The 19073-nt window shown below is 63.4% G+C and carries 18 protein-coding genes; 12 read left to right on the top strand and 6 right to left on the bottom strand.

The window, feature by feature from the left end:
* Window positions 1-197: 197 nt before the first annotated feature.
* Window positions 198-1118 (bottom strand): histone deacetylase family protein, encoded by a 921-nt coding sequence (locus ACSSVC_RS31520; protein WP_346635934.1) that lies wholly within the window; start codon window positions 1116-1118, stop codon window positions 198-200.
* A gap of 75 nt (window positions 1119-1193) precedes the next feature.
* On the opposite strand from ACSSVC_RS31520, the gene ACSSVC_RS31515 reads away from it, so the two are divergent.
* The 3 genes from ACSSVC_RS31515 (at window position 1194) to ACSSVC_RS31505 (ending at window position 3326) form a co-directional block, all read left to right on the top strand.
* A complete protein-coding gene (locus ACSSVC_RS31515) occupies window positions 1194-1763 on the top strand; it encodes a GNAT family N-acetyltransferase (protein ID WP_346635935.1) in 570 nt (189 codons plus the stop codon).
* Window positions 1764-1866: 103 nt separating this feature from the next.
* Window positions 1867-2736 (top strand): acyl-CoA thioesterase II, encoded by an 870-nt coding sequence (gene tesB / locus ACSSVC_RS31510; RefSeq protein ID WP_492611859.1) that lies wholly within the window; start codon window positions 1867-1869, stop codon window positions 2734-2736.
* Complete coding sequence (locus tag ACSSVC_RS31505; protein WP_346635936.1) at window positions 2733-3326, top strand: HAD family hydrolase; 594 nt, start codon at window positions 2733-2735, stop codon at window positions 3324-3326. Before tesB ends, ACSSVC_RS31505 begins: the two co-directional genes overlap by 4 nt.
* 24 nt (window positions 3327-3350) lie before the next feature.
* Here the strand turns inward: ACSSVC_RS31505 and ACSSVC_RS31500 are convergent, their stop codons facing one another.
* Window positions 3351-4322, bottom strand: coding sequence for an alpha/beta hydrolase (locus ACSSVC_RS31500; protein ID WP_492611858.1), 972 nt, complete (start codon window positions 4320-4322; stop codon window positions 3351-3353).
* The gene (gene ypfJ, locus ACSSVC_RS31495) at window positions 4323-5216 is read right to left on the bottom strand and encodes a KPN_02809 family neutral zinc metallopeptidase (protein ID WP_346635938.1); all 894 of its coding nucleotides are present in this window, start codon (window positions 5214-5216) and stop codon (window positions 4323-4325) included.
* Between the two features lie 139 nt (window positions 5217-5355).
* Between ypfJ and pcaQ the strand changes: the two genes are divergently transcribed.
* The 3 genes from pcaQ (at window position 5356) to pcaG (ending at window position 7724) form a co-directional block, all read left to right on the top strand.
* Entirely contained in the window at window positions 5356-6285 is a 930-nt protein-coding gene (pcaQ, locus tag ACSSVC_RS31490) for a pca operon transcription factor PcaQ (protein ID WP_346635939.1), read from the top strand.
* Window positions 6286-6388: 103 nt separating this feature from the next.
* Complete coding sequence (gene pcaH / locus ACSSVC_RS31485) at window positions 6389-7108, top strand: protocatechuate 3,4-dioxygenase subunit beta (protein WP_404937725.1); 720 nt, start codon at window positions 6389-6391, stop codon at window positions 7106-7108.
* A gap of 10 nt (window positions 7109-7118) precedes the next feature.
* The gene (gene pcaG, locus ACSSVC_RS31480) at window positions 7119-7724 is read left to right on the top strand and encodes a protocatechuate 3,4-dioxygenase subunit alpha (RefSeq protein WP_346635941.1); all 606 of its coding nucleotides are present in this window, start codon (window positions 7119-7121) and stop codon (window positions 7722-7724) included.
* Between the two features lie 56 nt (window positions 7725-7780).
* Here pcaG and ACSSVC_RS31475 read toward each other — a convergent pair whose 3' ends face one another.
* The gene (locus tag ACSSVC_RS31475) at window positions 7781-8629 is read right to left on the bottom strand and encodes an aldo/keto reductase (protein ID WP_346635942.1); all 849 of its coding nucleotides are present in this window, start codon (window positions 8627-8629) and stop codon (window positions 7781-7783) included.
* A 305-nt stretch (window positions 8630-8934) separates the two neighbouring features.
* Between ACSSVC_RS31475 and ACSSVC_RS31470 the strand changes: the two genes are divergently transcribed.
* The 4 genes from ACSSVC_RS31470 to ACSSVC_RS31455 all read left to right on the top strand — a co-directional run bounded on the left by ACSSVC_RS31470 (window position 8935) and on the right by ACSSVC_RS31455 (window position 12764).
* Window positions 8935-9711 carry an IclR family transcriptional regulator gene (locus tag ACSSVC_RS31470; RefSeq protein WP_492611857.1) on the top strand — a complete coding sequence of 259 codons (777 nt, stop codon included), beginning with the start codon at window positions 8935-8937 and terminating at the stop codon, window positions 9709-9711.
* 196 nt (window positions 9712-9907) lie between these two features.
* Window positions 9908-10960 carry a Gfo/Idh/MocA family protein gene (locus tag ACSSVC_RS31465; RefSeq protein WP_346635944.1) on the top strand — a complete coding sequence of 351 codons (1053 nt, stop codon included), beginning with the start codon at window positions 9908-9910 and terminating at the stop codon, window positions 10958-10960.
* 7 nt (window positions 10961-10967) lie between these two features.
* A complete protein-coding gene (locus ACSSVC_RS31460; protein ID WP_346635945.1) occupies window positions 10968-11783 on the top strand; it encodes a sugar phosphate isomerase/epimerase family protein in 816 nt (271 codons plus the stop codon).
* A gap of 102 nt (window positions 11784-11885) precedes the next feature.
* Entirely contained in the window at window positions 11886-12764 is an 879-nt protein-coding gene (locus tag ACSSVC_RS31455) for a DMT family transporter (protein ID WP_346635946.1), read from the top strand.
* Window positions 12765-12770: 6 nt separating this feature from the next.
* On the opposite strand, the gene ACSSVC_RS31450 is transcribed toward ACSSVC_RS31455, so the two are convergent.
* Together ACSSVC_RS31450 and ACSSVC_RS31445 are read right to left on the bottom strand one after the other, a co-directional pair.
* Window positions 12771-14393: a methyl-accepting chemotaxis protein gene (locus ACSSVC_RS31450; protein WP_346635947.1), complete on the bottom strand. Its 1623-nt coding sequence runs from the start codon at window positions 14391-14393 to the stop codon at window positions 12771-12773.
* Window positions 14394-14482: 89 nt separating this feature from the next.
* The gene (locus ACSSVC_RS31445; protein WP_102882294.1) at window positions 14483-15817 is read right to left on the bottom strand and encodes an MFS transporter; all 1335 of its coding nucleotides are present in this window, start codon (window positions 15815-15817) and stop codon (window positions 14483-14485) included.
* Window positions 15818-16344: 527 nt separating this feature from the next.
* Here ACSSVC_RS31445 and quiC point away from each other — a divergent pair.
* Together quiC and ACSSVC_RS31435 are read left to right on the top strand one after the other, a co-directional pair.
* Window positions 16345-18255, top strand: coding sequence for a 3-dehydroshikimate dehydratase QuiC (quiC, locus tag ACSSVC_RS31440; RefSeq protein WP_346635948.1), 1911 nt, complete (start codon window positions 16345-16347; stop codon window positions 18253-18255).
* A 104-nt stretch (window positions 18256-18359) separates the two neighbouring features.
* Window positions 18360-19037: a TetR/AcrR family transcriptional regulator gene (locus tag ACSSVC_RS31435; RefSeq protein ID WP_346635949.1), complete on the top strand. Its 678-nt coding sequence runs from the start codon at window positions 18360-18362 to the stop codon at window positions 19035-19037.
* Window positions 19038-19073: the final 36 nt, after the last annotated feature.

Below are 19073 nucleotides of genomic sequence, written 5' to 3'. Positions count from 1 at the left end.
GCGCCTTTCACTCAGGTTATCCACAGGCAGCTCCACAGGTATTGGGGGTAAGCGATCCACAACAACATGACCGTCTGGTGACATTGATCAAAAAACAGACGATAGCCTTGAGGCCGCGTGGAGCAAGGGCTGTAGAGGCTTTCTCCCAGGTTATCCACAAGCGGCTCCACAGCGGATGTGGGTAAGGGCGCAAGGGCTCAGTAGCAGCCTGACGACTCCCAGACTCGTTGTGCGCTGTGGTGGAGGATGCCGTGGCGACGGGCCAGGGCCTGACGATCCTTGCTGTAGCCACCGCCGATCACGCCGACCACGGGGATATCCCGGCCCAGGCAATGGCGCATGACCCGCTCGTCACGCTCGGCCAGGCCGGCATCGGTGAGCTTGAGGTAGCCCAGGGCATCGTCCTGGTGCACGTCGACCCCGGCGTCGTAGAGCACCAGATCAGGCTGATACAGGGGCAGCAGGTAGTTGAGGGTATCGTCCACCACGTTGAGGTAGTCGGCGTCGCCCATGCCCATGGGCAGCGGGATGTCCCAGTCGCTCTGGGCCTTGCGTGCGGGGAAGTTCTTTTCACAGTGCAACGAGACGGTCACCGCATCGCAAGTATGTTGCAGGATCCGTGCGGTGCCATCGCCCTGATGCACATCACAGTCGAAGATCAATACCCGTCCCACGCGCCCGCTTTCCAGCAGGTAATGGCTGATCACCGCCAGGTCGTTGAAGATGCAGAACCCCGCCGGATAGTCGTAGTGGGCGTGGTGGGTGCCGCCCGCCAGATGGCACGCCAGGCCATGCTTCAGTGCCTGTTCGGCGGCCAGCAAGGAGCCGCCGACGGCGCGTACCGTGCGCCGGGCCAGGGCTTCGCTCCAGGGCAGCCCGAGGCGCCGCTGGTCTTCCCGGGACAACTCGCCACTCATGTAGCGTTCGATATAGCCAGGATCGTGGGCCAGGGCCAGGACCTCCGCGGGGCACAGTTGTGGGCGCAGCAGGTCGGCGTCCCGGGTCAGGCCACTGTCCACCAGGTGATCGCGCAGCAGGCGGAACTTGTCCATGGGGAAGCGGTGCTCCGCCGGGAACTCGGGGCTGTAATCGTCGTGATAGATCAGTGGCAATGACATGGCATTTTCTTAGAGGAACCCGTGAAGGATCCTACCAGCGATGTAGACTTGCACCCATGAAAACGGAGGGCACCGATGGAGCCGATATTGCAACTCGAGAGCGCGCGCCTGTTGCTGCGCCAATGGCGCGACGACGATTTGCCGGCATTTGCGGCAATGTGTGCCGATCCACAGGTGATGCGCTACTTTCCCGCGCCCTTGAGTCGTCTGGAAAGTGCCGCGCTGATCGGGCGGATACGCGGGCATTTTGCCGAGCACGGCTTCGGGGTCTGGGCCCTGGAGCGTAAGGACACTGGTGCGTTCATCGGTTTTACCGGCCTGGGCGTCGTCGGTTTCGAGGCGTCGTTCACCCCGGCAGTGGAAATCGCCTGGCGCCTGGCTCGCGAGCACTGGGGCCTGGGTTATGCCAGCGAGGCGGCCTGGACTGCCTTGCGTTGCGGCTTCGACCGCCTGGCCCTGGACGAGGTAGTGGCCTTTACCACCCGGGCCAATCTGCCGTCGCAGAAGGTCATGCAAGCCATTGGCATGCATCACGCTGTCGAGGACGACTTCGAACATCCGAACCTCGCCGGCGATCACCCGCTGCGCGAGCATGTGCTGTACCGCATTACCCGCGAACAATGGCTGGAAACCTTGCATGGATAGCAGGCGCGCACGTTTAGAATGTGCCGATGAGATACCTGGCCCCAATTGATATCACCGCCGCAGCCGAGATTGCGCGGTGTTGCCCTGTGTGAGGAGAGTCTGAATGAGTCATGTGCTGGATGATCTGGTCGATCTGTTGACCCTGGAAGCCATTGAAGAAAACCTGTTTCGCGGTCGCAGCCAGGACCTCGGTTTTCGCCAACTGTTTGGCGGCCAGGTGCTTGGCCAGTCGTTGTCCGCAGCCAGCCAGACAGTCGAGGAGGCGCGCCACGTGCACTCCATGCACGGTTATTTCCTGCGTCCGGGGGACGCCGCCTTGCCAGTGGTCTACCAGGTGGATCGGGTGCGTGATGGCGGCAGTTTCAGCACCCGTCGGGTGACGGCGATTCAGAAGGGCAACCCGATCTTCACCTGCAGTGCTTCCTTCCAGTACGACGAAGAAGGCTTCGAGCACCAGAACAGCATGCCCCAGGTGATCGGTCCGGAGAACCTGCCGTCGGAACTGGAAATCACCACCCAGCGTGCGCACCTGATTCCCGAGCATATGCGCGAGAAACTGCTGTGCCCCAAGCCCATCGAAGTGCGCCCGGTAACCGAGAAGGACCCCTACAACCCGCAGCCCATGGACCCGGTGAAGTACGTCTGGTTTCGCGCCGACGGCGCCCTGGCGGACAGCCCGGCGCTGCACAAGTACCTGCTGGCCTACGCCTCGGACTTCGGCCTGCTGACCACCTCGATGCTGCCCCACGGCAAGTCGGTATGGCAGAAGGACATGCAGGTGGCCAGCCTCGATCACGCCCTGTGGTTCCATGCCGACCTGCGGGCCGACGACTGGCTGCTGTACGCCATGGACAGCCCCTGGGCCGGTAACTCCCGTGGTTTCTCCCGGGGCAGCGTGTTCAACCGTGCCGGTCAACTGGTAGCCTCGGTGACTCAGGAAGGGTTGATCCGTCATCGCAAGGATTGGGCATGAGTCTTTCAGACATAGAACATTGGGTGTTCGACATGGACGGCACCCTGACCATCGCCGTGCATGATTTCGCGGCGATCCGCCAGGCGCTGTCGATTCCTCCGGAGGACGACATCCTTACTCACCTGGCGGCCTTGCCGGCGGCTGAATCCGCGGCCAAGCACGCCTGGCTGCTGGAGCACGAGCGCGACCTGGCCCTGGGTTCGCGCCCGGCGCCGGGTGCGGTGGAACTGGTGCGGGAATTGGCCGGGCGCGGTTATCGCCTGGGCATCCTCACGCGCAATGCCCGGGAGCTGGCTCACGTGACCCTGGAGGCCATCGGCTTGGCGGACTGCTTTGCCGAGGCGGATGTGCTGGGGCGCGACGAGGCCCCGCCCAAACCCCATCCCGGTGGTTTGCTGAAACTGGCCGAGGCCTGGGATGTGGCGCCGCAGCGCATGGTCATGGTCGGTGATTACCGCTTCGACCTGGACTGTGGGCGGGCAGCGGGGACGCGCACGGTGCTGGTGAACCTGCCGGACAACCCCTGGCCGGAGCTGACCGACTGGCATGCGCGCGATTGCGCACAGTTGCGCGAGCTGCTGTCGGCCTGAGGGCCTTCACCGGCAAGCCGGCTCCTACTGGAACAGCGCCGCCTGCCCCGCGGGCGAGGTGAACATCCGGTCGCCGTCATGCCCGACCCCGGGCACTTCCACCAGCCGTTGTGGCAAGCCTTGTGGATGACGCCGCATCAGGTAGTCGAAGTAGTTGTGCCCGCGAATCAGCCGGTGGGCACCCTGGGTCTCGGCCGCGCAGCTCTTGTCCAGGGCCGGGTGGTTGGGGTCTATGTCCTGCTGGCCCAGCAGGTAGGTGATGTTGCGCTGCACATAGCCCTGTTCCAGCTGCGCCGCAGATTTGCCGAGCGCATAGGCCGGCAGGTGCTGCAGGCCGTATTTCCAGTCATTGAAACCTGGGCAACTGGCCGGCTCGAAAGCCACCGGGCGCGTTGCATCGAAGTAGGCGTAGGACGACGGATTGGCGATCACGTAGCGCAGGGCGATCCCGGCTTTTTTCAGCTCCGGATGGTTGCCGGTGGTCAGGGCATAGCGTTGCACCACTTGGGCGCCGCCGGAGTGGCCGGCAATCACTACTTTCTTGAGTGCAGGAAAGAACTGGCGGTCCTGCAGACGCTGGAGGATGGCATCCAGCACCGCATAGGAGCTGATGGCAACGGGACCGGTAGCGGGCTCGCCGGCCATCCAGTCATTACCTTTCCAGCGCAGTAGCACGTCCGGTAGCTGATGGCGGGCGATATCGCTCTGGTTGAGAAACTGGGGGGCGATCACTAGGGTTGCGGCGCTTTGCCCGGCCTGTCCTGCCGCACTTTCGCCGCTCTTCAGGTAAGTCTGGGCATTGCGCAGCCGACCGTGAACGATGATCAGCGCGCGCTGTACGCCGGGCAGTGGCTGACGCCAATCCAGGCTCAGACCCAGGGCCAGTTGCCCGCCCTCCAGGGGCAGGCGTTCAGGGCTGATGACCTTGACCCCGTGTTCCGCGGCCTGGGCGCACAGGCAGCCCAGGCACAGCAAAGTCGCCAGCAGTCGGCCCATCTACAGGCTCTTGGCGGCGAAGGTGTCGCACTGGCCAACCTGGCCCTGGTTGAAGCCGGTCTTGAACCAGCGCACCCGTTGCGCCGAAGTGCCGTGGGTGAAGGAGTCCGGTACGACCCGGCCCTGGCCCTGTTGCTGCAGACGGTCATCACCAATGGCATTGGCGGCGTTCAGTGCTTCTTCCACATCACCGGGCTCCAGCCAGTTCAGGCGCTTCTGCGCATGGTAGGCCCAGACTCCGGCCAGACAGTCGGCCTGCAGTTCCTGGCGCACCAGAAGACCGCCATCACCTTCCATTTGCCGGCCTTGCTGACGTGCGGCCTGCATTTTCGCCGAGACCCCCAGCAGGGTCTGGACGTGGTGCCCGACTTCGTGGGCAATCACGTAGGCCTGGGCGAAGTCGCCGGCAGCGGAAAAGCGCTGGGCCATCTCGCGGAAGAAGTCCATGTCCAAGTACACCTGCTGATCGGCAGGGCAATAGAAAGGGCCGCTGGCAGAGGTGGCGGCGCCGCAGGCGGAGTTGACCCGGCCACGGAACAGAATCAGCTTGGGCGCCTGATACTGGCGGCCGGCCTGCTGGAAGATCTGGCCCCAGGTGTCTTCGGTGTCGCCAAGGATGGCGCGGACGAACTCCGCCTGCTCGTCATTGGCCGGTGGATTCTTGCGCGCCTGGGTGGTGGCCGGGGCCGACGTCTGGCCGCTCTGGCCCACCAGCTGGCCGAGGATCTGCAACGGGTCCTGGCCGGTGGCCCAGCCGATACCGACGATCAGGATGATCGCCGTCAGGCTCAGCCCCTTGCCACCGCCAAAACGCAGGCCGCCACCGCCGCCGCCACTGCTGTCATCTCGCGCATCCACGACGTTGTCGCTACGCCGGCCTTTTTTCCAAAGCATGGGGGAGTCCTCGTTTTTTCTGCTGGTCAGTGTTGCTGCTGGCTTGAACCGGCGCCAGTCCGGTCGTCAGGGATTTTTGCGCACGCTACCATGGCCCGACTGCGGATCTCTCCGCTCCAGGCGCATTCGGGGCTCCCTATTGAACATCGATACCCGCATCAAATTCCGTCACTTGGTGTGTTTTCTTGAAATGGCCCGCCAAGGCAGCCTGGCTCGGGCCGCCGACGTACTGTCGGTGAGCCAGCCGGCAATGTCGAAAACCCTCAAGGAACTGGAGGAACTGCTGGAAACCCGGCTGTTTGTCAGGAGCAAGGCCGGGCTCAGCCTGACCGAAGCCGGGCGAGCCTTCCTGCGTTATGCCGGGCCTTCGGTGCAGGCCCTGCGCGAAGGCGTCAGCAGTTTGCGCGGCGGCGAATACGCTGCCGGGCTGGTGCGTATCGGCGTGTTGTCCACCGTGGAAAGCCTGCTGTTGCCGGAGGTGATGCGGCGCCTGCACCAGCGGCATTCGGCATTGACGGTCAGCGTGGTGACCGGGCCCAGCGCCTACCTGCTCTCGCAGTTGCGGGTCGGCGATCTGGACCTGGTGGTGGGGCGCATGACCGAGAGCCCAGAGATCCAGGGCCTGAGCTTCGAGCACCTGTACAGCGAATCCATGACCCTGGTGGCCCGTCCCGAGCATCCACTGGCGACCGGGCCCCTGGACCGCGACGCGGTCAGCGCCTATCCGCTGGTACTGCCTCTGGGCGGCACCAGTATCCGCAAGCACGCCGACAGCCTGTTCATTCAGTGTGGTATCGCCCAGTCGCAACAACGCCTGGAAACCCTGTCGGTGGCCCTGAGCCGGCGCTACACCCTGTCCAGCGATGCACTGTGGATCGCGCCGCTGGATGCGGTGCGCCTGGATCTGGCCAATGGCGAGTTGCAGGAGCTGGACCTGGGCCTGCGCGAGCCGGGCGGTTCGGTAGGGATCTCCAGTAATGCCAGCCTGCCGCTGTCTCTGGCGGCGCAGTGGGCGGTGGAGGTGCTCAGAGAAGTGGGGCTGGCCTATCGCGAGGGCAGTTATCCATAACTATTTGGTTATGGTTGAGTGGTGGCTTTTCAATTTTCCACCCTCCTGATTTGTTTGAAACTGCGTCGGCTGCGCTCCATAAATCAAACAACAGGAGATCGACATGTCTGATGCAGACAGCAGTCGCTTCGTGATTCGCGACCGTAATTGGCACCCCAAGGCCCTGACCCCCGACTACAAGACCTCCGTCGCCCGCTCGCCGCGCCAGGCACTGGTGAGCATTCCACAATCGGCCAGTGAAACCAGCGGCCCGGACTTTTCCCACCTGCGCACCGGGCGTTTCGATAACGACCTTTTGCTCAACTTCAACCACGGCGGCTTGCCGGTAGGTGAGCGGATCATCGTTTCCGGGCGAGTCTGCGATCAATACGGCAAGCCGATCCCCCACACCCTGGTGGAGATGTGGCAGGCCAACGCCGGTGGTCGCTACCGGCACAAGAACGACCGCTACCTGGCGCCCCTGGACCCGAACTTCGGCGGCGTCGGCCGAGCCCTCACCGACCGTGACGGCTACTACAGCTTCCGCACCATCAAGCCGGGGCCTTACCCATGGCGCAACGGTCCCAACGACTGGCGCCCGGCGCATATCCACTTCTCCATCAGCGGCCCGTCGATTGCCACTCGGCTGATCACCCAGCTGTACTTTGAAGGCGATCCGTTGATTCCGCTGTGCCCGATCGTCAAGTCCATTGCCAACCCGGAGGCGGTGCAGAGCCTGATCGCGCGCTTGGACATGGGCAGTGCCAATCCCATGGATTGCCTGGCCTACCGCTTCGACATCGTGCTGCGCGGCCAGCGCAAGACCCACTTCGAGAACTGCTGAGGAGCCTGCCATGCCTGTTCAATTGCTGCCTGAAACCCCCTCGCAAACGGCCGGCCCCTATGTGCATATCGGCCTGGCCCTGGCGGCGGCGGGAAACCCCACCCGTCCCGAGGAGATCTGGAACCAGATGGCCAAGCCCGATGCACCGGGCGAGCAGATCCTGTTGATCGGCCACGTCTACGATGGCAATGGCCACCTGGTGCGCGATTCCTTCCTGGAGTTCTGGCAGGCCGATTCTGCCGGGGTCTACGACCCGGTGTTCGATACGGAAAAACCCTTCAACTGCTTTGGCCGCACCGCCACCACCTTCGATGCCGGGGAGTGGACCCTCAATACCGTCAAGCCCGGGGTGGTGAACAACGCCGCCGGCGTGCCCATGGCGCCGCACATCAACCTGTCGCTGTTTGCCCGGGGGATCAATATCCACCTGCATACCCGGCTGTACTTCGCCGACGAGCCGGAGGCCAACGCCCAGTGTCCGGTGTTGAACCTGATTGAGCAGCCGCAACGTCGGGAAACCCTGCTGGCCCATCCTTGCGAGGTGAATGGCCAGCGCGCCTATCGCTTCGACATTCGCATCCAGGGTGAAGGCGAGACGGTGTTCTTCGACTTCTGAAAAAAGCCTGAGGCCATGCATGGCATCCGTTGTGGGTCACGCATGGCCGCGCTGGGTCAATGATCGAAATGATCCCAGACCGGGGCGAAGTCCGGGCTGACCTGACGCTGATCCTTGGGCAGGCCGGCGATCAGCGCCCGGTCTTCGTCGTCCAGTTGCAACCTGAGGGACTCCAGGTTGGCCAATTGGTTGGCCCGACTGCTGGCTTTGGGAATGGCCGCGACATTGTCCTGATCCAGCAACCACTTGAGCGCCACCTGGGTCGGTAGCACGCCGTGCTTGGCGGCGATCTGCCGGATCTCGGCCACCTCGGACACCTTGTTGCGTGCCAGCGGCGTATAGGCGGTCAGCACCATGTCGCGACTGCGGGCATAGTCCAGCAGGCCGCTTTGCCCCAGCAGCACGTGGTATTCCACCTGGATCGCCGACAGCGGTGCGCCCAGCCCTTCGATCACCCGACGCAGCAGCGCCAGGGGGAAATTGGCCACGCCAATGTGCTTCACCAGTCCCTGTTCCTTGAACGACACCAGGGTTTCGATGCTGCGTTCCAGTTCCCAGTCGCTGGTGGGCCAGTGGATATGAAACAGGTCCACATAGTCGCAACGCAGGGCTTTGAGGCTGCGCTCCAGGGAGTGGCGCATGGCGTCGGGGCGCAGTTGATCCCACCAGACCTTGGTGGTGACGTGGATCTGCTCCCGGGGCACCCCAGTGTTGATCAGGGCCTGGCCCACGGCGTCTTCGTTGTTGTAGGCCTGGGCGGTATCGATGTGCCGGTAACCCAGGTCCAGGGCCTGTTCCACGGCGCGGGTGCATTCGTCATCGAGCATCGGCCAAGTGCCGAGGCCAAGCTTGGGCATGTGCAGGCCGCTGTGGGGCAGGACTGGGCAATCTACGGAGTGAGGCATGGGCAATCTCCCTGTGGATAAAAGAACTCGCCGCGGCGGTGGGGGTTGAAGAGGGTCGCTGGGGTTTGGACAGCGCAGCGGCTCAGAAAATGCCCGGCGAATCGAGTGTGGAGGCCCGTCGCGGCCATTGTGTTTATGGAAAGTGATTCCAAAAAATATACGAGCTCGGCTAACCTGCGCACAAGGCGTTGTGCCGGGTGCAAAGCCCGCTTTCGTCGATTCCGGGCGGTAATCGAACCACGCCCTGCAGTTCCCCAACCGGCCCGTTGTCACTAGAATCGGCCAAATTTTGTCGGGACCCGACCATGGCTGGCAGTCAAATCGAACGCGTCTTCAGCGTTCTCGAACGTCTTACCGGTGATCCCCGCGGCCTGCCGTTGCAGAGCCTGGCGGAGCAGCTGGAGATCCCCAAAAGTGCAACCCATCGCCTGTTGGCTGAGCTGATTCGCCTGGGCTATGTACGGCAGAACCCGGACAACCTGCGCTACCAGCTGTCCACCCGGTTGGTGGCCATGGGCTTTCGTTACCTGTCGGCCAGCGGCGCGGACATCGTCCAGCCGGTACTCGATCGCCTGGCCCAGGAGTCCGGCGAGCTGGTACGCCTGGGGGTGATCGAAGGCGAGCGCCAGACCTGGATCGCCAAGTCCCAAGGCGCCCGTTCCGGGCTGCGTTACGACCCGGACATGGGCCGCGAGGCGCCGCTGTTCTACACCGCTTCCGGGCATGCCTGGTTGGCCACTCTGAGTGACGCCGAGGCGTTGTCCCTGGTGGAACGCCAGAGTGTGGAGGCCCCGGCGGACCTGGGGCCCAATGCACCGCGCTCGAACATCGAGTTGCTGGAGCGCCTGCGTCTGGCCCGCGAGCAGGGCTACGCCTGGGTCGAGGAAAGCTCGGCGGTAGGCACCTCGGCGATTGCCGCAGTGGTGCGCCATCCCATCGATGGCCGGGTCGTGGGCGTGCTCAGCGTCGCCGGCCCCAGCGCGCGCCTGCCCCTGGCGCGGCTGCATGAACTGGCGCCATTGCTGCTGCAATTTGCCCAAGAGCTGTCGGCCGCCAGCCAGGCTTCCGAACTGTTCAACTGACGCCACGCGCTCTGCCCGTAGCCGTTGCTTGCCCTGACGGCTACGGACGGAGCATGAAGGCGCAGGGTTTGCGCGAATCCTTACAAAGCTGTTCGGTAATCGGACAGTATTTTTTATCGCTCTTGTGTGAAATTGGAACTGAGTTCTAAATAATTGAATGTCAGCGTCCTGATAACAATCACAAGAGGATTCGCCATTGAACCCGCCACTGCGCATTGCCCTGATCGGCGTCGGCAATATGGGGCAGCAGCACTATCAACATCTCAAGACTCTGGCCGAGGCCAGTCTGTGCGCCGTGGCCGATCCCGGGCCCCAGGCGCAAGTCATCGCCGGGCAATGGCAGGTGCCGCATTTCAGCGATCACCGGACCTTGCTCAAGGAAGTACGCCCGGATGCCGTGATCGTCGCCAACCCCAATAACCTTCATGTCAGTACTGCCCTGGATTGTCTGGCGGCGGGTGTCCCGGTGCTGCTGGAAAAACCCGTGGGCGTGCATCTGGATGAAGTGCGCGAGCTGGTGGCGGCGTCGCGCACTAGCGGCGTGCCGGTGCTGGTGGGGCACCATCGACGACACAACCCGCTGATCGCCCGTGCCCATGAACTGGTACATAGCGGCGCCCTGGGCCGGCTGACCACAGTCACCGCGCTCTGGCAGTTGCACAAGCCCGAGAGTTACTTCGATGTGCCCTGGCGCCGAGAGCCCGGCGCCGGCATGTTGCTGACCAACCTGATTCACGACCTCGATCTGCTGCGTCACCTGTGCGGAGAAGTGCAGCAGGTGCAGGCCATCACCAGCAATCACGTGCGTGGCTACGCCAATGAGGATTGTGCGGCGGTGCTACTGCAATTCGACAATGGCGCCCTGGGCAGCCTCACCGGGTCCGATGCGGTGGCCGCACCCTGGAGCTGGGAGCTGGATTCCGGGGAGAACCCGGTGTATCCGCGCCAGGCCGATCAGCCTTGTTACCTGCTGGCCGGCACTCAGGGGGCCTTGAGCATTCCCCAGCTCAAGCGCTGGCACTACGCCGAGGCGGGCGCCGGTTGGCACCAGCCCTTGTTGATGCAGCAGGAAAGCTTCGTGCCGGATGAGGCGCTGCGCTTGCAACTGCAGCATTTCGTCAAGGTCGCCCGGGGCGAAGTCGCGCCCCTGGTCAGCGCCGCCGATGCTGCGCGAACCCTGGCCCTGATCGAAGCGATTCGCCAGGCCGCCGCCACGGGTCGCGCCTGCACCCCAACCCCCATTGAGTGAACGACTGATGAGTGAGCGGATTTTTTCCCTGGCCAGCCTGACCGTGCTGGAGCTGTCTCCGCCCGAGATGGTGGAAGTGGCGGCCCGTGCCGGCTACAGCCATGTGGGCTTGCGGCTGGTGCCGGCGACCCCGGAGGAACATCATTTCCCGCTGGTGGCCGATGCCGGCTTGCGCCGGCAAACCCGGGATCGCCTGCGCGATACCGGCGTTCGGGTGCTGGATGTGGAGATCTTGCGGCTCAAGCCGCAGACCCGGATCAGCGACTTCGAGGCGGTGCTGGCGGTGGGCGCCGAGTTTGCCGCCAGCGAATTACTGGTGGCGGGCAATGATCCCGATGAGGCGCGCATGACCGACAACTTTGCCGCCTTGTGCGATCTGGCGCAGCAGTACGGACTGCATCCCCATCTGGAGTTCATGCCCTGGACCGATGCGCGCAACCTGGAACAGGCGGTGCGGGTGGTGGAAAACGCCGGCTGTGACAATGGCTGTGTGCTGGTGGATGCCTTCCACTTCGATCGCTCGGGATCGCGCCTGGAGGACCTGGCCAAGGTTGATCCGGCGCGCCTGCGTTATGCACAGTTGTGCGATGTCGCCGGGCCCTGTCCTGCCGATATGCAAGAGATCCTGCGCCAGGCCCGTAACGAGCGGCGCTTTCCGGGGGAGGGCGATTGTGATCTGGCGGGGCTGCTCAGGTGCCTGCCGGAGAACCTGCCCCTGAGTCTGGAAATTCCCACGGTGCAGTTGCTGGAGCAGGGTGTGAGTGCCTTGCAGCGAGCGCAGATGGCACTGGATAGAACCCGGGAGTTGCTGGCTCGGATCTGAAGCGGCGCTGGCCTTTTCGCCGGCAAGCCGGCTCCTACAAATATCCGCTGGGAGCCGGCTTGCCGGCGAAGCTGTGTCTTCAATCACCCCCAAGGAATGCCCATGACTCTCAGCACGCCCCTTTCCGGGACCAATCACCCCTTCAAGGGCATCCTGCTGATCGTCTTGGCGACCTTTCTGTTCGCCAGCCACGATGCCCTGTCCAAATACCTCTCGGGGTTCTTCCCAGTGATCATGGTGGTCTGGGCCCGTTACCTGATCCATACCTTGCTGATGGCCGGGATCTTCCTGCCGCAATCGGGCTTGCGCGTGCTGCGCAGCAAGCGCCCGCTACTGCAGTTGGCCCGGGCCTTGTGCCTGTTGAGCACCAGCCTGCTGTTCACCTCGGCGCTGCTGTTCATCCCCCTGGCCGAGGCCACGGCGGTCAACTTCCTGGCGCCGGTGCTGGTCACCGCGTTGTCGGTGCCCTTGCTGGGCGAGCAGGTGACGCGCGGCCAATGGCTGGCGGTGATCTGCGGTTTCATCGGGGTGCTGATCATCGTGCATCCGGGGGGCGAGCTTTTCACGCCGGCGGTGTTGCTGCCGTTCTGCTCGGCGCTGTTCTTCTGTTTCTATCAACTGTTGACCCGCAAGCTCGCCGAACATGACAGCCCCACCACTAGCAACTTCTTCGCCGGGCTGTGCAACACCCTGGTAATGAGCGCGCTGGTGCCGTTCTTCTGGCAGACCCCGGGCTTGGTCCATGGCCTGTTGATGCTGGCGCTGGGGGCTTGCGGCATGAGTGCCCACCTGTTCCTGACCCAGGCCTTTCGCCATGCGGCGCCGGCCCTGTTGGCGCCCTTTGGTTACTGCCAGATCGTCTTTGCCGGGCTGCTGGGCTGGCTGCTGTTCGGCCATACGCCGCCGCTGATCACCCAGTTGGGCATCGCCGTGATCTGCTTCAGCGGACTGGCGGCGGCCTGGCAGCAGCGCCGCCGCTGAGACGACTCAGAAACGGAAGCGCACCACCAGGTTCTGCAGCCCCGCCGCCAAGTGCGACAGCTCCTGGCTGGTGGCGTTGGTGCGGGTGGCGGCGTCGGCGCTTTCCAGGGACAGGTCGCGGATGTTCAGCAGGTTGCGGTCCACTTCCCGGGCTACCTGGGCCTGTTCTTCCGAGGCACTGGCGATCACCAGGTTGCGCTCGTGGATCTGCTCCATGGCCCGGGTGATTTGCCCCAGGGCCAGCCCGGCCTGTTCGGCGATGGACAGGGTCTGGGCTACCCGCTGACTGTTGCCGTGCATGGACTGCACCACGCTGTCGGTGTCGCCCTGGACCCGGCCGATCATCTGTTCGATTTCCTGGGTCGACTGCTGGGTGCGATGGGCCAGGGCCCGCACTTCATCGGCCACCACGGCAAAACCACGGCCGGCTTCCCCAGCCCGCGCGGCCTCGATGGCGGCGTTCAGGGCCAGCAGGTTGGTCTGTTCGGCAATGGCGCGGATCACGTCCAGCACCTTGCCGATTTCCCGTGACTGCTCGGCCAGGGTCTGCACTTGCTGCAGAGCGGTGCCGACATCGCTGCTCATGGCCTGGATCGAATCCAGGGTCTCGATCACCCGGGTCTGCCCCTGGGTGGCCTGGGCGGTGGACTGGCGGGTGGTGTCGGAGGTAGACACCGCGTTGCGCGCCACTTCCTCGACGGCCACGGTCATCTCGTTGACGGCTGTGGCTGCTTGCTCGATTTCGTTGTGTTGCTGCTGCAGGCGGCTGGAGTCCTGATGGGTGCTCTGGCTCATCTGTTGCGCGGCAGCGGCCAGTTGGGTCGAGGTGCTGCTGATCAGTTGCAGGGTTTCACGCAGGCTGGCTTGCATGCTGGCCAGGGCCTTGAGCAGGCGCGCGGTTTCATCGCTGCCCTCGCTGTGGATCGGCCGGCTGAGATCGCCGGCGGCCACTTGCTCGGCCACGCCCACGGCTTGGCGGATGGGCACGACGATGCTGCGAATCAACAGCCAGGCCAGGCACAGGGTCAGCAGGGCGACGGCCAGCAGGGCGCCGATCACCGTGACTTTGACCTGGGTGTACAGCGCGTCGGCATGCTGCGCCGACTGGCTGACTTCCTCGGCAGTCAGGTTCATCAGTTCGGCGAACTGATCGCCGGTCTGGGTCGAGTAATCCTGGATCTTGCCGTTGAGCAGGGCGGTCATCTCGGCGCTGCGGTTGTCCTGGGACAGGGCTTCATACTGGGCCAGGGCCTGTTGGTAGCTCTTTACCGTGGCGAGGAATGTCTCGTATTGCACCCGGTTGTGATCGCCCACCAGCGGCGCGAACTTGGCCAGGGCCTGGTCGAGCCAGGCTTGCACTTGGTGCAGGCGAGCGATGGTGCTTTCCAGCACTTTCGGTTCACGGTTGAGGGCCATGCGCAGGCTCAGCACGCGGATGCTCAACACATAGTCGCGCACTTCCCCCAGGTAGCGGGTGCTGGGCAGGGAAATGTTTTCGGTGTGCTGGCCGGTGGCGCGGACCTCGGCCACTTGCTTGAGGGCGAACAGCCCCTGCAGCAGAACCAGCAGGGCAATCACGCCGAAGCTGATCACGGCGCGTTTGGCGATGCTCAGGTTACCCAGCGTCATGGGACGATCTCCGAGTGTGGAAAAACAAAAGAGGGGAGGGGAACAGATAAAAAAACGCAGGCCCGGAGCGGGCCTGCGTGAAAGGAGCATCAGTCTTCTACGTGCGGAATCTTGCGGGGGGCCATGAAGTACATCCAGGTCAGGGCGATGAAGTACATGGCCGGGATCAGGGTGAACAACAGGGTGTAGTTGTTGTTGGTGACGGTGAGTATGTGGCCGACGATCTGGGTCATGAACATGCCGCCGATGGCCGCGCACATCCCGCCAAAGCCGAACACGGTGCTCATCATGTGCTTGGGCGTGTAGTCCATCACCAGGCTCCAGATGTTGGCGGTCCAGGCCTGGTGGGCACCGATCCCCAGGGAGATGGCGAACACGGCCAGCCACAGGTTGGCGGTGCCGGCGGCCATGATCACGCCGATGATGCAGCAGGCGAACAGGAACATCGACAGCAGCCGCGCCTTGATCGGGTTCATGCCACGTCCGATCAGGAACGAGGAGAGGATGCCGCCACCGACGCTGCCGAAGTCGGCGGTCAGGTAGATGATGATCAGCGGGATGCCCATCTGGGTGACGTTGATCCCCAGGTTGTACTGCTGGTTGAGGAACGGTGGCAGCCAGTACAGGTAGAACCAGAACACCGGCGCGGTCAGCGAGTAGGCCAGGGCGAAGGCCCAGGTGCCGCGCATGCGCAGGATGCGGCTGAAGGGCACGCGGGTCGGCTCGGGCTCCACCTGTTGCTGGATGTAGGCCAGCTCCGAGGCTTTGACGCTGGGGTGATCTTCCGGGTTGAAGTACTTCAGGCCCCAGAACAGCAGCCACACACCGCCCAGTGCCGCCATGCACAGGAACGCCGCTTGCCAGCCCCAGGCGTGAAGGATCAAGGGCAGCAGCATGGGGGTGAACATCGCGCCGACGTTGGTCCCGGCGTTGAAGATGCCGGTGGCCACCGCGCGTTCGCCGGCCGGGAACCACAGGCGCGTGGTCTTCACGCAGGCCGGGTAGTTGGCGGCTTCAGTGAGCCCGAGAATGAAGCGGCAAACCATGAAGCCTGCCGCCGAAGTGGCCAGGCCATGGGCGCCGGTAGCCAGGCTCCACAGCAGCACGGCGAAGAAGAACACCCGTTTCACGCCGACTCGGTCGATCAGTCGCCCTTGCAGCACGAAGCCCACGGCATAACCGACCTGGAACCAGAAGTTGATGTTGGCGTAGTCCATCGCCGTCCAGTTCATTTCCTTGGCCAGGATCGGCTGCATCACGCCCAGTGCGGCGCGATCGATGTAGTTCAAGGTGGTGGCGAAGAACACCAGGGCAAGCATGCCCCAGCGGGTCTTGCCGACGGCCATGGCGCCGCGGATCTTGTCGCCGATGCCGCCGGCAACGCTGAGGCTCGGGGCGATGCGAGAGCTTTGGGAAGGAATCATGTAGGCCATCCGTTCAGTGACTGACGAGCCAGGGCTCGTTGGAACTCAAGGGCGCGTGATCAATCGTCAGCGAAGGCATGAGCGCCTGGGACTGGGTGATTGATCGGCTGGTTAGGTTCGTCGTGCCGTTGATGCCGGGCCGGCGAACACTACAGGTACGACGATCCGCTCAGGGTTGTAGCGGGTCGTGATCCAGGGTGCCGATTGAGGCCGTTCCAGGCGCGAGCCAAAGGGATGTGCAGCAGTGCGGGGCGTTGAGTGCAAGCATGAGGATGTACCCGATTTTTGAAATTTTTATGGTGTGTTCTGGGTCTGGGTGATTGAAGCCACGGTTTTTTGGGGCGGCTCAATGTGCTGTCGATGGTGCGCAGTGGCTGAAAAATCGTCAATTCGCCAAGCGGCTTTGTGTTCGATAATCGAACACAAAACTAACTGGTTCGTACACTTTAAATCACGCTGTGGAATAATCCGCAACATCGAATAAAAGGCTCGGGCGCAACCGGCCGTCATTCCCCGGGAGTTGAATCATGCAGCGTTCCATTGCCACCGTTTCCTTGAGCGGTACCCTGCCGGAAAAACTCGAAGCCATTGCCGCCGCCGGATTCGATGGGGTGGAGATTTTCGAGAACGACCTCCTCTACTACGACGGCAGCCCCCGGGAAATTAGACAGATGTGCGCCGACCTGGGGATTGCCATCACCCTGTTTCAGCCATTCCGGGACTTCGAGGGCTGCCGCCGCGAACGCCTGTCGCGCAACCTGGAACGTGCCGAGCGCAAGTTCGACCTGATGCAGGAACTGGGTACCGACCTGGTGCTGGTGTGCAGCAATGCCCAGGCGGACAGCCTGGGAGACCGGCAGATCCTCATCGACGATTTGCACCTGTTGGCCGAACGGGCTGCAGTACGCGGTTTGCGCATCGGCTATGAAGCCCTGGCCTGGGGCCGCCACGTGAACACTTATCAACAGGTCTGGGACATCGTGCGTAGCGCCGATCACCCAAGCCTCGGGGTGTTGCTGGACAGCTTCCATACCCTGTCGCTCAAGGGCGACCCGGCGGCGATTGCCGAGATTCCGGGGGACAAGATCTTCTTCGTGCAGATGGCCGACGCGCCGATCCTGGCCATGGATGTGCTGGAGTGGAGCCGGCATTTCCGCTGCTTCCCGGGCCAGGGCGAATTCGACCTGCCGGGCTTTTTGGCACCGATCATCAAGAGCGGCTACACCGGGCCGCTGTCCCTGGAAATCTTCAACGACGGCTTTCGCGCCGCTCCGCCGCGGGCCAATGCCGCTGACGGCCTACGCTCCTTGCTGTACCTGGAGGAGAAGACCCGCGAGCGCCTGCTGCAGGAGGCGCAGCCGGTGGCCAACCTCGACATCCTGTTTGCCCCGCCGGCGGTGGAAGCCTATGGCGGCACCGAATTCCTCGAGTTCGCCGTGGACGAAGCCCTGGGAGCCAAGCTGGGTAGCTGGCTGGAGCGCCTGGGGTTTGCCAAGGCCGGCCAGCACCGTTCCAAAAGTGTCAGCCTGATGCGCCAGGGGGATATCAACCTGATCCTCAACTCCGAGCCTTATTCCTTTGCCCACAGCTTCTTCGAGGCCCACGGCCCGTCGGTGTGCGCCACGGCCATCCGGGTCAAGGACAGCGCCAAGGCCCTGGAGCGGGCGGTGGCCTACAAGGGCCAGCCTTATCGCGGGCTTGTAGGCCCCAACGAGTTGGAACTGGCGGCGGTGCGTGAACCCGACGGTAGCCTGATCTATCTGGTGGACCAGCAGCAGGGCGGCCAGCACCTGTACGACACCGACTTCAACATGCGTGACGATGTGCAGGCCAAGGGTGGCCTCAAGCGGATCGACCACATGGCCATGGCCCTGCCGGCGGACAGCCTCGACAGTTGGGCGCTGTTCTACAAGAGCCTGCTGGACTTCGAGGCCGATGATGAGGTGGTGCTGCCCGATCCCTATGGCCTGGTGAAAAGCCGCGCCTTGCGCAGTCGTTGCAGTTCGATCCGCTTGCCGCTGAACATCTCGGAGAACCGCAACACTGCGATCTCCCATGCACTGTCCAGCTATCGTGGCTCGGGGGTGCATCACATCGCCTTCGACTGCGACGACATCTTCGCCGAGGTCAGTCGCGCCAAAGAGGCCGGGGTGCCGCTGCTGGATATCCCCCTCAACTACTACGACGACCTGGCGGCGCGTTTTGATTTCGATGATGAGTTCCTCAGCGAGCTGGCGTACTACAACGTTTTGTATGACCGCGACGTCCAGGGCGGCGAGCTGTTTCACGTCTACACCGAACCGTTCGAAGGGCGGTTCTTCTTCGAGATCATTCAGCGCAAGAACGGCTACGCCGGCTATGGTGCGGCCAACGTCGCGGTGCGCCTGGCGGCCATGGCCAAGTCGCGCAGTGGCGCGGTGCGTCAGGCCAAGTTGTAGCGGATTGGTAACCGGAGGCGGCAATCCACCGCCTCTGTACTTTCTTTCGCGACAGGACGCGGCCCATAATCGCCCGCGTGTGCAGTGATGGCCGTGAGCCCAGAATGACAATGACCAGTGAACGCTCGATTGCGCCCGATGAGCCAACTCTCGAACCGCGCAAGAGTCGCAAGAACAACCCGGAAAAGACCCGCGAGAACATCCTTCAAGAAGCCATTGTCGAGTTCGTCCAGCAGGGACTTTCCGGTGCGCGGGTGGATGCGATCGCCGAGCGCATCCATACCTCCAAGCGCATGATCTATTACTACTTCGGCAGCAAGGAGCAGCTGTACGTCGAAGTCCTGGAAAAACTCTACGGCGATATCCGCAGCACCGAGAGCCGCCTGCATCTTGCCGAGCTGGCGCCGCGGGAAGCGATTCGCCGGTTGGTGGAGTTCACCTTCGATCACCACGACCGCAATGTCGATTTCGTGCGCATCGTCAGCATCGAGAATATCCACAAGGCCGAGTACGTGAAGCAGTCCGGCGTGATTAAGGCGATGAACAACACCATCCTCCATGCCCTGGGCGAGATCCTTGAGCGTGGTGCACGTGAAGGTGTGTTCCGTAGCGGTCTGGACCCGCTGGATGTGCATTTGCTGATCAGCTCGTTCTGCTTCTATCGGGTGTCGAACCGCCACACCTTTGGCGAGATCTTCCAGATCGATCTGCCGGACGAAAGCATCAAGCAGCGGCACCGGGAAATGATCTGCGAGTCGGTGCTGCGCTACTTGCAAGCCTGACCCCCACTGTCGTAGGAGCTGGCTTGCCAGCGAAAG

This window comes from Pseudomonas sp. E1BtOHC1 (genome assembly GCF_058744285.1).
Note: the sequence above shows the minus strand (reverse complement) of the source record. Positions and strands in the feature narration are given on the sequence as shown.

Bases quoted from the DNA above. Each gene is read 5' to 3' on its own strand.
- ACSSVC_RS31520 (WP_346635934.1), bottom strand. From the start codon at position 1,118: ATGTCATTGCCACTGATCTATCACGACGATTACAGCCCCGAGTTCCCG.
- ACSSVC_RS31515 (WP_346635935.1), top strand. From the start codon at position 1,194: ATGGAGCCGATATTGCAACTCGAGAGCGCGCGCCTGTTGCTGCGCCAA.
- tesB (WP_492611859.1), top strand. From the start codon at position 1,867: ATGAGTCATGTGCTGGATGATCTGGTCGATCTGTTGACCCTGGAAGCC.
- ACSSVC_RS31505 (WP_346635936.1), top strand. From the start codon at position 2,733: ATGAGTCTTTCAGACATAGAACATTGGGTGTTCGACATGGACGGCACC.
- ACSSVC_RS31500 (WP_492611858.1), bottom strand. From the start codon at position 4,322: ATGGGCCGACTGCTGGCGACTTTGCTGTGCCTGGGCTGCCTGTGCGCC.
- ypfJ (WP_346635938.1), bottom strand. From the start codon at position 5,216: ATGCTTTGGAAAAAAGGCCGGCGTAGCGACAACGTCGTGGATGCGCGA.
- pcaH (WP_404937725.1), top strand. From the start codon at position 6,389: ATGTCTGATGCAGACAGCAGTCGCTTCGTGATTCGCGACCGTAATTGG.
- pcaG (WP_346635941.1), top strand. From the start codon at position 7,119: ATGCCTGTTCAATTGCTGCCTGAAACCCCCTCGCAAACGGCCGGCCCC.
- ACSSVC_RS31475 (WP_346635942.1), bottom strand. From the start codon at position 8,629: ATGCCTCACTCCGTAGATTGCCCAGTCCTGCCCCACAGCGGCCTGCAC.
- ACSSVC_RS31470 (WP_492611857.1), top strand. From the start codon at position 8,935: ATGGCTGGCAGTCAAATCGAACGCGTCTTCAGCGTTCTCGAACGTCTT.
- ACSSVC_RS31460 (WP_346635945.1), top strand. From the start codon at position 10,968: ATGAGTGAGCGGATTTTTTCCCTGGCCAGCCTGACCGTGCTGGAGCTG.
- ACSSVC_RS31455 (WP_346635946.1), top strand. From the start codon at position 11,886: ATGACTCTCAGCACGCCCCTTTCCGGGACCAATCACCCCTTCAAGGGC.
- ACSSVC_RS31450 (WP_346635947.1), bottom strand. From the start codon at position 14,393: ATGACGCTGGGTAACCTGAGCATCGCCAAACGCGCCGTGATCAGCTTC.
- ACSSVC_RS31445 (WP_102882294.1), bottom strand. From the start codon at position 15,817: ATGATTCCTTCCCAAAGCTCTCGCATCGCCCCGAGCCTCAGCGTTGCC.
- quiC (WP_346635948.1), top strand. From the start codon at position 16,345: ATGCAGCGTTCCATTGCCACCGTTTCCTTGAGCGGTACCCTGCCGGAA.
- ACSSVC_RS31435 (WP_346635949.1), top strand. From the start codon at position 18,360: ATGACAATGACCAGTGAACGCTCGATTGCGCCCGATGAGCCAACTCTC.